Source organism: Pseudoalteromonas sp. SANK 73390, from assembly GCF_054966645.1.
On record NZ_ARPN01000106.1, the window covers coordinates 25,508 to 37,635 of the forward strand.

General features: G+C 41.7%; 12 protein-coding genes. 6 read left to right on the plus strand and 6 right to left on the minus strand.

Annotated features, from left to right (window positions below):
* Positions 1-210: 210 nt before the first annotated feature.
* The 6 genes from SANK73390_RS13120 to pspF are packed head-to-tail and all read right to left on the minus strand — an operon-like array spanning position 211 to position 6,570.
* The gene (locus SANK73390_RS13120) at positions 211-972 is read right to left on the minus strand and encodes an ATP-binding cassette domain-containing protein (RefSeq protein ID WP_261591787.1); all 762 of its coding nucleotides are present in this window, start codon (positions 970-972) and stop codon (positions 211-213) included.
* Positions 957-1,964 carry a peptide ABC transporter ATP-binding protein gene (locus tag SANK73390_RS13125; RefSeq protein ID WP_261591788.1) on the minus strand — a complete coding sequence of 336 codons (1,008 nt, stop codon included), beginning with the start codon at positions 1,962-1,964 and terminating at the stop codon, positions 957-959. Before SANK73390_RS13125 ends, SANK73390_RS13120 begins: the two co-directional genes overlap by 16 nt.
* Positions 1,964-2,857: an ABC transporter permease subunit gene (locus SANK73390_RS13130; RefSeq protein WP_261591789.1), complete on the minus strand. Its 894-nt coding sequence runs from the start codon at positions 2,855-2,857 to the stop codon at positions 1,964-1,966. Before SANK73390_RS13130 ends, SANK73390_RS13125 begins: the two co-directional genes overlap by 1 nt.
* The gene (locus tag SANK73390_RS13135) at positions 2,844-3,878 is read right to left on the minus strand and encodes an ABC transporter permease (RefSeq protein ID WP_462766445.1); all 1,035 of its coding nucleotides are present in this window, start codon (positions 3,876-3,878) and stop codon (positions 2,844-2,846) included. The genes SANK73390_RS13130 and SANK73390_RS13135 overlap by 14 nt, the downstream gene beginning before the upstream one ends.
* Entirely contained in the window at positions 3,878-5,482 is a 1,605-nt protein-coding gene (locus tag SANK73390_RS13140) for an ABC transporter substrate-binding protein (RefSeq protein ID WP_462766447.1), read from the minus strand. Before SANK73390_RS13140 ends, SANK73390_RS13135 begins: the two co-directional genes overlap by 1 nt.
* Before the next feature lie 2 nt (positions 5,483-5,484).
* Positions 5,485-6,570: a phage shock protein operon transcriptional activator gene (gene pspF, locus SANK73390_RS13145; protein ID WP_462766449.1), complete on the minus strand. Its 1,086-nt coding sequence runs from the start codon at positions 6,568-6,570 to the stop codon at positions 5,485-5,487.
* Between the two features lie 186 nt (positions 6,571-6,756).
* Here pspF and pspA point away from each other — a divergent pair, with 186 nt between their 5' ends.
* The 6 genes from pspA (at position 6,757) to SANK73390_RS13175 (ending at position 12,010) form a co-directional block, all read left to right on the plus strand.
* Positions 6,757-7,419: a phage shock protein PspA gene (pspA, locus tag SANK73390_RS13150; RefSeq protein WP_261591793.1), complete on the plus strand. Its 663-nt coding sequence runs from the start codon at positions 6,757-6,759 to the stop codon at positions 7,417-7,419.
* A 76-nt stretch (positions 7,420-7,495) separates the two neighbouring features.
* Entirely contained in the window at positions 7,496-7,726 is a 231-nt protein-coding gene (gene pspB, locus SANK73390_RS13155; protein WP_261591794.1) for an envelope stress response membrane protein PspB, read from the plus strand.
* Positions 7,723-8,136, plus strand: a complete 414-nt coding sequence (pspC, locus tag SANK73390_RS13160; protein WP_462766451.1) for an envelope stress response membrane protein PspC — start codon at positions 7,723-7,725, stop codon at positions 8,134-8,136. Before pspB ends, pspC begins: the two co-directional genes overlap by 4 nt.
* A 77-nt stretch (positions 8,137-8,213) precedes the next feature.
* Positions 8,214-9,620: a YcjX family GTP-binding protein gene (locus tag SANK73390_RS13165; RefSeq protein WP_462766452.1), complete on the plus strand. Its 1,407-nt coding sequence runs from the start codon at positions 8,214-8,216 to the stop codon at positions 9,618-9,620.
* On the plus strand, positions 9,617-10,672 hold the full coding sequence (locus tag SANK73390_RS13170) for a TIGR01620 family protein (protein WP_462766454.1): 1,056 nt from the start codon (positions 9,617-9,619) through the stop codon (positions 10,670-10,672). The genes SANK73390_RS13165 and SANK73390_RS13170 overlap by 4 nt, the downstream gene beginning before the upstream one ends.
* 150 nt (positions 10,673-10,822) lie before the next feature.
* Positions 10,823-12,010, plus strand: a complete 1,188-nt coding sequence (locus SANK73390_RS13175) for a trans-sulfuration enzyme family protein (protein ID WP_462766456.1) — start codon at positions 10,823-10,825, stop codon at positions 12,008-12,010.
* The last annotated feature ends 118 nt before the right edge of the window (positions 12,011-12,128 follow it).

Below are 12,128 nucleotides of genomic sequence, written 5' to 3' on the forward strand. Positions count from 1 at the left end.
AAAACCCCCGAATGACTGCTGTAAAAACGCACAGCAAAAATCAACAGCCTCTAAATAAATGACCCGATATCCCGACTGATAAATGGCTTAGTAATTAGGCAAAAATTTGGGTAGGTCGTTATTCTATTTGAGTAAATTTTAATATAGGGGTGAAAATCCATTAGGGCTAGAGTGGGTTGTACCTATCAATTGAACGCCGAATATATGATATTAAACATTCAACAGTCGCTGCATGACGCGTGATTTTGGTTCAGCGAATATAGCCAGTGTGTTGCCGTATTCAGCCACTTTACCTTTATTAAGCACCAGTAATTGATCGCTCATATGCTTCACTAAGCTTAGGTGGTGGGTGATAAGCACATAGCTAAGCCCAGACTCTCGTTGTAACTCTAACAGTAAGTTAACTGTTTGCGCCCTTACTGAGGGGTCAAGCGATGACAGAGCCTCATCCAATACCACCACTTTGGGGTCTAAAATTAACGCTCGTGCTAATGCCACACGTTGCAATTGTCCACCACTGAACATATGGGGGTAATATTCATAGTGCTCAGTCAGTAACCCGACACGAGTCAACGTATGTTTAATCTTTTTATCTCGTTGTTGCTGTGTAAGTTCAGTGTTGAGACTTAAACAATCATCTAACATGTCACCAATGGTTAAACCTGGGTTTAAAGAGCGAGTTGGGTCTTGAAAAATTAATCGAATGTGGCGACATTCATCGCATCGAATACCATCATCTTCGATTGTTTCTCCGTTGAGTAAAATTTGCCCTTTATCTGCGTGATCGGCACCCGCTAACACTCTCGCTAGGGTACTTTTACCTGATCCTGTTTCACCGATAATCGCCAATGTCTCACCTTGACCTACGCAGAATGATATATCTGTTAACACCTGAGCATGCTTGCGTTTGAACACACCCGCACGGGTGCAAAATGATTTATTCAGCGCTTGAACTTTTAAGAGCGGTTGCATTTGGGCTTTTCCTTTACCAGCGGAAAGTGACACGCATAGGTATGACTATGGACTTTACTTTGCGTGGGGGTGACCACACATTGTTTTTGTGCTTGTGGACAGCGAGGGCCAAGGCGACAGCCAATAGGCAGGTGCTGTAATGGCGGAATAGTCCCTTTAAGGGCATAAAAAGGCTCTTTATGAGCAAGCCCTTGCGCGTAATCAGGTAAGCTTTTTACTAATGCCTGAGTGTACGGGTGACATGGTGTGCTAAATACCTTTGCGGTTGGCCCAGCTTCGACCATCTGGCCGCAGTATAAAACATGCATCGCATGTGACCAGTCAGTGATCTCTTCAAGCTCATGAGAAATCATCAAAACCGACATGTTTTTTAATTGGTTAAGGCTTTTTAGTAATCTAAAAATTTGCGCTTTGGCTATGCTTTCTAAGGCGGTGGTTGGTTCATCAGCAATCAATAACTTTGGGCTACGTGCTATTGCCATGGCAATCATCACCTTTTGACATACCCCTTCAGAGAGTTCATGGGGGTAGCTGCTGGCGACTTTTTTATCGTCTCTTATCCCCACTTTGTGCAGGAGCGCTTTCACTTTGTTTTTTCGTTCACTACCGCGAGCAAAAAAACTATTCTTAAAACTGCTATCAGGTAATGATTCAGCCACTTGTTCATAAATTTTTGCTGTAGGGTCTAAACTACGACTTGGTTCTTGATAAATCATTGCCATATCACGGCTAACTACTTTTCGGCGCTTTTCAGGGCTTAGTCGCATTAAATCAACTCCTTGCCAATGCATTCTATCTGCGGTGACGCGCCAGCGTTTGTTAAGTACGCCCACAATAGCTTTGGCAATTAAGCTTTTACCTGAGCCAGACTCACCCACTAATGCGTGCACTTCACCTTCTTTAAGGCTTAAGTTTATTCTGTCTACAGCGCGTATCACACCGCTTTCGGTGTGCAATTCAATCGTTAAATTGCGAATATCTAATAGCTGCATTAATCCACCTTACGCCCTTTAAGTACTTGCCTTAAGCCATCACCGACTAAGTTTGTAGACAACACCGCAATGAATAATAACACACCAGGTAGGCCTACTGTCCAAGGCGCGAGGTAAATTAGACTGAGGTTTTCGGCAAGGATGGCTCCCCACTCAGTAGTTGGCGGTTGTGCACCTAACTTTAAAAAGCCCAGAGCCGCAATATCTAAGATAGCAGTTGATAAAGCCATAGTAAAAATGACCACGATATGCTCATAAATGTTTGGCAATACACCGCGTGTTAAAATTTGCCATTTAGAGGCACCATCTAGACGAAAAGCACTGATATAGTCTTTGTTTAGTTCTTCAACAACTAGGTTTCTCACTGAATGTATATGCTGTGGTAGTAGAGCAAATATAATCGCCCATACGGTATTGAGTAGGCCAGGCCCGAGCACCGCAATAATAATTATCGCCAGTAGCAAAGAGGGGATTGATAGCGTTATGTCTAGTAAGTGGTTTAACAAACTAGAACGAAACCCTTTGCTTATCCCAGCAAAAGTCCCCAACACAACGCCAATTAAAGTGGTAACCAAGGCCGCCACAATCGATAAGCCAAAGGTAAATGTTGCCCCATTCATTAGTCTTGAAAGTACATCTCGACCTAAGTCATCTGTACCAAGTATAAAGCGAACATCACCTAACTCATGCCATGAAGGTGGGAGTAACAAGGCGTCTCCATGTTGTTGGTTAATGCCATAAGGTGCAATAAACGGTGCAGTGAATGCCAGTAGCGTTAGTGCAACGAATACCCATAGACCAACCAAAGCTGGGTGGTTAGATTTAAACTTACGCCATAACCTAGATAGCGGTGAGCGGTTTGACTCTTCACTAAATAAACTAAACTTTGCCATGGGCCTGATTTCTCGATAATGGGTCAAACAAAGTATGGCTAAATTCAGCCAACATATTTGCTAAAATGACAAACATAGAAACAGCTAATAATCCGCCTTGAATAGCAGGGTAGTCACGTTGGTAGATGCTATCTATAAGCCAGCGGCCAACGCCTGGCCATGAGAATATAACTTCGGTGATCATCGCAAGCGTGATCAAGGTACTAAACTGTAGACCAATCTGTTTGATGACGGGTAACAAAGCGTTTCTCAGTGCGTGATGCATGATTAATTGACGTCGATTTAAGCCTTTTGCCCGAGCAGTTTTAATATAGTTTTGCTCCAATACATCTAGCATCGAATCTCGAGTAAAACGGATTAACACCGTGGTTGGGTACATAGCTAATACCACAGTAGGCAATGCTAAATGATGCAGTGCGTCAACAAATGCAAGCCCTTCATAGGGGAAGCCTTGTAAGATAATATCCAGTAAAATAAAATTGCTAATTGGATCTACTTCATAGAGTAAGCCGATGCGACCTGACATGGGGAACAAGCCTAACCCTAAACAAAACACCATAATAAGCAACAAGGCTAGCCAAAAGATAGGTACTGAAAAGCCGAGCAAACTTAAAGAGTTAATCACTTTTTCAGGCCAACGTTTGTGATAAACAGAGGCAATTATACCGCCGGGTATACCAAAAAGAACTGCCATTGCAAGGGCATACACGCATAGCTCTAAGGTGGCTGGAAACAGTTTAACAATTTGCTCAAAAACGGGTTGCCCTGATGAGAGTGAGAGCCCCCAATCACCTTGCACAATGCGTTCTACAAAAGCTAAGTATTGAATGAATATGCCTTTATCTAACTGATACTGCTGTATAAGCTCTTGACTTTGCTCATAAGTGGGGTTTATTTGGCCTGTGATATTACTTAGTAATTCACCCGGAAACATATAGTTCAGTGAAAAAGTAAACACTGTGAGTGTGAATACCATAAAAAGCAGCAGACTCAAGCGCCTTAATAAATATTCAAATAGCATTAGTCTCGCCTCGCCTTACCAAGAGAAATACCACCAAAGGGGCGCAAGGAGATATCTTTTATGTCACTACTTGTTGCTTGAAAGCGCATTCCATGGGCAATAGGAACCAGTGGTAGCTGCTCGATGATCATTCTTTGAGCTTGATGGTAAAAAACCTTGCGTTGTTCAACATCTGTGGTATCAAGCGCCTGAGTCAGTAGCAAGTCAAACTCGGGGTTGCACCAATTGGCCGGGTTTTTACCACTAAAAGTGGCAGTACAGCTCAGTAGTGGGCTGAAAAAATTATCAGGGTCGGGTGTATCTGCAGCCCATCCTAATAATACGCTATCATGCTCATGCTGACCAATTCGTTCTAGGAAGGTATTCCACTCATATTCGATGATTTGCGCTGAAATACCAATTTGCTTTAAATCACTTTGAATAAGCTCAGCCATTTTGCGCGCATTTGGGTTATATATTCTCGATACGGGCATAGCCCATAGTGTCATACTAAACCCTTGCTCAAAACCCGCTTCGATAAGTAGCTGTCTGGCATAGTCAGGGTTATATGCGGGCATATTTTTTTGTGCTTCATAGGCCCAAGATGAGGGTGGTAAATGTGAGCGTGCAATAATGCCATTACCATAAAACACCGCTTGCATGATTTTTTCAAAATCGACTGAATGTGCCAGCGCTTTGCGGACCAACAAATTATCAAATGGCGGCTTTTCAGTGTTAAAAGCCCAATAGCCAATATTGAGGTTGGGCGCTTTATCAACACGAATGTCAGTTCGCTCGTTAAGCACACTTAACTGCGTGGCACTAGGGTGCGCCGTGATATCACATTCTTTAGTCAGCATTTTTGCAATTCGACTGGTGCCATTGGTGGTTATATCGAACACGAGTTGTTGCATGGGGACTGGATGTTTCCAGTAATTTTCATTGCGGTGGTAGCGGATGAGGTTATCGCGTAAGTAGTTTTTATATTTATAGGGGCCTGTACCGATAGGGTACATATCAAATAAATCTTTTTGTTCAATAGCCGCTAAGTGGTCAGCATATTCTTTCGATAGAATGACCGCAAAGTCTGTGGCTAAGTTTGATAAAAAGCTACTTTCAGCATTAAACAGCTCAAAACGAACTGTGTAGTCATCTACTTTGACGACTTGTCTAATAAGCTGATCTAAGCCAACACTTTGAAAGTAAGGATAGCTGGCATCACCCACAAAATGATAAGGGTTGTAGACATCAAACAAGCGGTTAAATGAAAACACCACATCGTCGGCTTTGAGTGAGCGGGTGGGAGAGAAATAGCTTGTGTGGTGAAACTCGATACCTTGGCGTAAATAAAATGTCACGGCTTTACCGCTGTTACTCACTTGCCAGTGAGTGGCAATTTCTGGTTTAAACTCTGCCGTTTCGGGGTCAATACTCAGCAGTGTGTCGTAGAGTTGGCTGGCAATTATATCAATGGTTGAACCTGTGGTTGTGACTTGCGGGTTAAAAGACACAGGGTTTGCCTCGGCGCAATATACTAATCCTTGCGTTTTTCTAATGGTTTGTTGGCTAGCATCTATACAGCCTAGCAAGTAGGTACATAACGCACCTAGTAGCAAATTACGCACACCTATGCCTCTTGTTTTTGACCTGAGTCTAACAAATTGTATTTTTTCAAATATCCACGTAGCTGATGATACGTTAAACCAAGCATTTGTGCAGTTTTCTTTTGGTTAAATTGACTGTGTTTGAGTGCGCTTTCAATTAAGTTAATTTCAAAATCATTGGAGAGTGACTTTAAGTCACATGGAAACCCAATCTCAGGGTCTGACTTGGTCAGTTCAACTGCAGGTGTTTGTTCTTGCGCAACAATGGGCATCGAAACAGGCATGTGGCTATTAACTATTTGGGCTTTAACACGCTGTTTAGGACGATGCGGACTTTCAAATGGGTCTAACACAATGTTGTGTACGGGTAGGCTTTCGCTGCCATGACGGTACAAACTTCGTTCGATAACATTTTTGAGTTCACGTATGTTGCCGGGCCAATCATACTCTAGTAGCTTATCAGTAGCTTTACGCGTAAAGCCACTGAAGAGTGACCAATGTAAGTCTCGTGCCATATTAATTGCAAACTGCTCAGCAAGCAGCAATATATCTTCTTGTCGGGCTCTTAACGGTGGTAGGGTGATCACATCAAAGGCCAACCTATCGAGTAAGTCGTGGCGAAATTCGCCATTATCAGCAAGTGTAGGTAGGTCTTCGTTAGTTGCACATACTAAACGGGTATCTACTTTTACGGTGCTCTTACCACCCACACGCTCAAATTCGCCATATTCAATCACACGCAATAATTTTTCCTGAACCATTGCAGAGGTATTTGCTAGTTCATCCAAAAATAACGTACCGCCATTGGCGCGCTCAAAGCGTCCTTCATGGCGCTTACTTGCGCCGGTGAAGGCACCACTTTCGTGACCAAATAACTCACTTTCTAGCAAGTTTTCATTGAGCGCTGCGCAATTTAGCTTAATATAGCTTTGTTCCCAACGTTCAGACAGATAATGCAGTCGTGCTGCGATGAGTTCTTTACCTGTACCTCGTTCACCAATAATAAGGACTGGTTTTTCAAGTGGTGCAAGTTGTGAAACTTGATCTAGCACAGTTAAAAAACTGTCAGATTGACCGAGTAAATTATCCTGTTGGCGAAACTGGCTCATATTGCCTAACTCTTAGTTATTTTTACTAACTGTTAGTGTATTTGAAAAAAGCAGGGAACTAAAGATTTTTTTCAAATAATATAACTGTATGATATATCGGTTCTTTTTAGGTTTTAAAAAGTTGGCAAGCAATTTGATATATGTAATGTAAGCTATTTAAATTTATAAACCAAAGAGGTAAAGATTATGGGAATTTTCTCTCGTTTTGCAGATATCGTTAATTCTAATATCAATGCCATTTTAGATAAAGCAGAAGATCCAGAAAAAATGGTTCGCCTTATCATTCAAGAAATGGAAGATACACTTGTAGAAGTACGTTCTACTTCGGCAAAAACATTAGCAGAAAAGAAAGAGCTAACACGTCGTGTTGAGCAACTAAACGAACAAACACAGCAATGGCAAGAAAAAGCTGAGTTAGCACTGAATAAAGAACGTGAAGACTTAGCCCGCGCAGCACTGATGGAAAGACAAAAGTCTGAAGATGCGGCGCAAAGTGTTCAGTCTGAATTAGAGCACGTTGAAACACATATTGAAAAACTGCAACAAGAGGTTGCTACCTTACAAGAAAAGCTCGCTGATGCCAAAGCAAGACAAAAAGCTATTGTGCTTCGTCAACGTTCGGCTGAATCTCGATTGGAAGTGAAAAAAGCGCTTGATAGTTCTAAAGTAGAAGATGCATTGAATCGCTTTGAACGTTATGAAACCAAAATCGATGGTTTAGAGTCTCAAGTTGAGTCATACGATTTAGGTAAAAAATCGTTAGCGGACGAAATTGCAGACTTGCAAAAGAATGAGAAAGTTGACGACGAGTTGGCTGAGTTAAAGAAAAAGCTAGCAAAAAATAAGTGAACTTAAGTGGCATCTATTGCGCTAAACTCAATAGATGCCTCAACACAAATACCGTCCTTTGTTTGGAGTACTCGATATGGACTTAGAAGTTTTAGTAGCCCCGATTATTATTTTTATGTTGGTAGTGGCGCCTTTATGGCTGATCTTACACTACCGCAGTAAAAAACAAGTAAGCCAAGGTTTAAGTGAGCATGAGCATCGCCAGTTATTAGAGCTTGCCAGTAAAGCTGAAAAAATGGCTGAGCGAGTTGAAACATTAGAAGCTTTGCTTGATCAAGAGGCACCGCAGTGGAGACGCAAAGTATGAGCAGCGTAAAACGTGAATTATATCGCGATCCTAAAAGAGGTAAAATAGCAGGCGTATGTGCTGGGCTTAGTGATTATTTTAACATGGAGCTTTGGTTAGTACGTATTTTAGTGATCACCGCGGTGTTGTTATCTGGCGGACCTTTATTTGTGGTTGCTTACATTGCGTGTTGGTTTATTTTAGATACTAAGCCGGTTACTCAAGCACATAAAACGAACAGTGGTTACAGTAGCCAAGATGAAGACCCTATTTCGGTTAAATTTAAAGTATGGCAAAAGGGTGAGCCGCCAAGACGTGCGCTATTTGATTTAAAAGAACGTTTAACACGCCTTGATACTCGAGTGCAAAGTATGGAAACGTATGTTACTTCAAGCGAGTTTACTGTTAGCCGAGAAATTAACAAACTGTAATTACAGCAAACATTAAGCTAATGTGGCGTATTAACGCCACAGCATTTAGCTACACAATAGAGGGAATCTAATTCTTTATGAAAGCAAAAATTGTTACCAAAAAAGCCCTCGATAAACTAAAAAATAATACTCAAAAAGCGTTAAACCGTAGTTTAGACCGACATATTAAACTAGCGGTAACCGGCTTTAGTGGAAGCGGAAAAACCGCTTTTATCAGTGCTCTTGTTAAACACCTAACAAGCCAAGCGAACAAGCAAAACCTCCCTTTTTTTGACGTGGTACGAGAAGGGCGTTTAATAGCTGCCAAACAAGTACCCCAGCGTGCACTTGATATTCCAACTTTTGATTACCAAGGAGCCAGTGCGTGTTTATTAGCGGAGCAGCCAACATGGCCTGCATCAACTGAGCGGATTAATACCTTAACTTTGGCGCTTAAGTTTCATACTCACAGTGGCTTGCGTGCGCATTTATCGCCAACGAGTACCGTTTATTTAGAGTTAATTGACTATCCGGGTGAGTGGCTTGCCGATTTACCTATGTTGTCACAAGACTACCAAACTTGGAGCCGCACTACTTTAGAGTTATTACAGCGCGATAAGTATAAGCCATACAGTGAAGCATTTTTATCCTTGCTTGATGTGTTTAACGCTACTGATGATGTTGATGAACACGTATTGAAAACACTTGCGCAAAGTTATCAGCAGTTATTATGTACGCTTAAAAGTAAGACTAAATTAGCGCAGTTACAGCCGGGCAGAATGCTAATACCGTCTGATTTGGCGGGAGCCCCCGTGTTATTGTTCTTTCCAGTCATGCCTGTAGATGATACCCATGATAGTAGTCAATATAGGCAATTGGAAGCACGTTTTGAGGCCTATAAACAGCAAGTTGTCACGCCTTTTTATAAGCAGCATTTTTGTCAGTTTGATAGGCAGTTGGTATTAGTCGATGTGCTTAGTGCGCTCAATGATGGGCCCGATACCCTGCAAGCACAGCGTGAAGCGCTACAACATCTAATGCAAGTATTTAACTATGGTAAATCAGGGTTACTCAAGCGGTTGTTCTATCCCAAGATTGATAAAGTACTATTTGCTGCGAACAAATGTGATCATGTAAGCCCATCGCAGCAATCAGATATCGCTTTGTTATTAAATGATATGTTGGGGGAGCAAAGCAATGAACTTCGCTTTAGTGGTGTTGCTGTTGATACGATGGCAATTTCGTCAGTGCAAAGTACTCAAGCTAAACAAGTCAATGACAATGGCCAACACTTAGAGTGCGTTTATGGCAAAGTGCTGGGCGAAAATGATTGGACAACCTATTTACCGCCGCAGCCACCTAATCATTGTATATCGGCGCAGCAGTGGCCAAAGCATGGATTTGAATTCTTGTCTTTTTATCCACAAAAAGCGCAGCAAGGTAATTTAGGCCATGTTCGGCTTGATCACGCATTGCAGTTTTTAATTGGAGATAAGCTAGTATGAGCCAAAGTGATGAGCTGCGTGCGGGCAGACGTATAGAATCAATAAACGAACCTGCCATAGAGCAAGATAGTACGACAGCCAAGGGGAAGCGTGTTGAAGCAGTACATATTGATGAACTAGACGATAATGCAGCAGCCGACTTATCTTCATTAGATAGTAACGAGATTGAGTTGGGTCAGGTGTTTAATCACTCATCTAAGCGTTTTAGTGTTGGCAAACTTTTTTTATTAAGTTTATTGATACTGGTAGTAGTAGAAAGCGTTTATAGCATAGTGGAAGCTATGCAAAATTCTTGGTTATTGGCACTGCTGTATTCCAGTGTGCTGGGGTTAGCAATAATAAGTACCGTGGTATTTGTGGTAAAAGAAGTGGTTGCATTACGACGTTTAAAACATCATCAACAACATCAACAAGATGGTGTACGCTTACTCAATAGTATGCAAATTGGTGAGGCGCATCATTGGCTTGAGCCTTTATTAGCGCATCACCCAAAATCGCAGGTGGCTGAATTTAAAGCAGCTGTGCAAGTACACCATACTGACAAAGAAGTATTGCAGTTATACGAGTCTAGCTTATTGCAATCGCAAGACCAAAAAGCAAAAAATATTATTAATCAACATGCAACGACAAGCGCGATGTTAGTTGCCATGAGCCCTCTAGCGCTAGTGGATATGCTGGCGGTACTTTGGCGCGGAGTACATTTAATTGAAGCTATCACTAAGCATTATGGTATGACTTTGGGCTATCGCAGTCGTATTACCTTGTATAAATTGCTGGTAAAGCAAATGGTGTTTGTGGGGGCAACAGAGTTAGTGTCTGACTTAGCTGCAACAAGCTTGGGGGCTGAATTACTTGGTAAGTTATCAGCAAGAGCTGGGCAGGGGTTAAGTGCTGGTGTATTTACCGCGCGTTTAGGCTACAAGGCAATGGAGCTATGTAGACCATTACCTCGCTTAGAGCATAAACCGAGTTTGTTAAAGTCAACGGTAAACCAGCTAGTAAACACATTACTTAAGCGAACTGAGCAAAGTGAAAAGCAAAGTAAAAGATGATGTGACAACAATTTTGTACACTTAACGCTAAGTGATTAGCATAACCTAGCCGTCTTAGCGTCTGGCTTGCTTGTGAATTTTGGCGTGCTGACTTATTTATATATTTATTAAATAAATCAATTAAAGAATAATAAGTTAGCAGGTTAATTTATGAAGAAGTACCATGACAACACACAATGTATTCACGGGCCAGAGCATTTCAATGACCCACATGGCGCATTAACTGCTCCATTGTATCAAACCTCTACATTTAGTTTTAAAGATGCAGCGCAAGGAGCTGCTCGCTTTGCAGGAGAAGAGGCGGGCTATATCTATACGCGACTTGGCAACCCGACTACACGAGAGTTGGAACAAAAACTCGCACAGTTAGAAGAAATGGAAGACGCAGCCGCAACGGCAACAGGTATGGGTGCAGTATCTGCATCGGTATTGAGCTTTTTACAGCAAGGTGACCATCTAATTGCATCTAGTGCGCTGTATGGGTGTAGTTTTGCATTATTTGCCCATATGTTGCCAAAATTTGGTATCGAAGTGACGTTTGTTGATATGACCAATGAAGCCGAGCTAAAAGCAGCAGTTAAACCAAACAGTAAAATGTTATTTGCTGAAACCCCCATCAACCCAAATATGACGGTATTAGATTTAAAAATGTTGGGGGATTTCGCTAAACAACACCAGCTTATCAGTGTGATTGATAACACCTTTATGACACCCCTGCTGCAAAAGCCCAAACATTTTGGTATCGATATTGTTATTCATAGTGCCACTAAATATTTAAATGGCCATGGTGATGTAGTCGCAGGGGTTGTATGTGGTACTCAAGAACATATTGAAGTCATTAAGCTGACTGTGCTCAAAGATATTGGTGCAACAATAAGTCCTCATGATGCATGGTTGATAAATAGAGGTTTAAAAACATTAGCCGTGCGTATGGCTAGACACTGTGAAAGCGCACAAAAAGTGGCTGAATTTTTAGACAAGCACGCCAAAGTAAGCAGAGTTTTCTACCCAGGACTCAAGTCGCATCCGGGCTATAAGTTTCTTGGTGAGCAAATGAAAGGGGCTGGCGGCGTAATCGCTTTTGAAATCGACGGAAGCTTGCAAGATGGAGAAGCGTTTATTAATGCCACAGAGCTTTGTACACTTGCGGTAAGTCTTGGTGATCCTGAGACATTAATACAACACCCTGCATCTATGACACACTCACCTTATACATCTGAAGAGCGTCAAGCTGCTGGGATCTCAGATGGTTTAATTCGTATTTCTATCGGTCTAGAGGATGTTGAAGATATTATTGAAGACTTAGAACAGGCATTTTTAGCTTTTGGTGTAAATTAAAAATTACACTAAAGTGTCATGAAACCCGCCGTGTAGGCGGGTGTTTTTTTGACTGTACAAAATTGTACGTTTAAATTTACAAAATGGAACTTTATCCACTAGGCGTTGTTAGGCTGTA

Bases quoted from the DNA above. Each gene is read 5' to 3' on its own strand.
- SANK73390_RS13170 (WP_462766454.1), top strand. From the start codon at position 9,617: ATGAGCCAAAGTGATGAGCTGCGTGCGGGCAGACGTATAGAATCAATA.
- SANK73390_RS13175 (WP_462766456.1), top strand. From the start codon at position 10,823: ATGAAGAAGTACCATGACAACACACAATGTATTCACGGGCCAGAGCAT.
- SANK73390_RS13120 (WP_261591787.1), bottom strand. From the start codon at position 972: ATGCAACCGCTCTTAAAAGTTCAAGCGCTGAATAAATCATTTTGCACC.
- pspA (WP_261591793.1), top strand. From the start codon at position 6,757: ATGGGAATTTTCTCTCGTTTTGCAGATATCGTTAATTCTAATATCAAT.
- SANK73390_RS13165 (WP_462766452.1), top strand. From the start codon at position 8,214: ATGAAAGCAAAAATTGTTACCAAAAAAGCCCTCGATAAACTAAAAAAT.
- SANK73390_RS13130 (WP_261591789.1), bottom strand. From the start codon at position 2,857: ATGGCAAAGTTTAGTTTATTTAGTGAAGAGTCAAACCGCTCACCGCTA.
- SANK73390_RS13125 (WP_261591788.1), bottom strand. From the start codon at position 1,964: ATGCAGCTATTAGATATTCGCAATTTAACGATTGAATTGCACACCGAA.
- SANK73390_RS13135 (WP_462766445.1), bottom strand. From the start codon at position 3,878: ATGCTATTTGAATATTTATTAAGGCGCTTGAGTCTGCTGCTTTTTATG.
- pspC (WP_462766451.1), top strand. From the start codon at position 7,723: ATGAGCAGCGTAAAACGTGAATTATATCGCGATCCTAAAAGAGGTAAA.
- pspF (WP_462766449.1), bottom strand. From the start codon at position 6,570: ATGAGCCAGTTTCGCCAACAGGATAATTTACTCGGTCAATCTGACAGT.
- pspB (WP_261591794.1), top strand. From the start codon at position 7,496: ATGGACTTAGAAGTTTTAGTAGCCCCGATTATTATTTTTATGTTGGTA.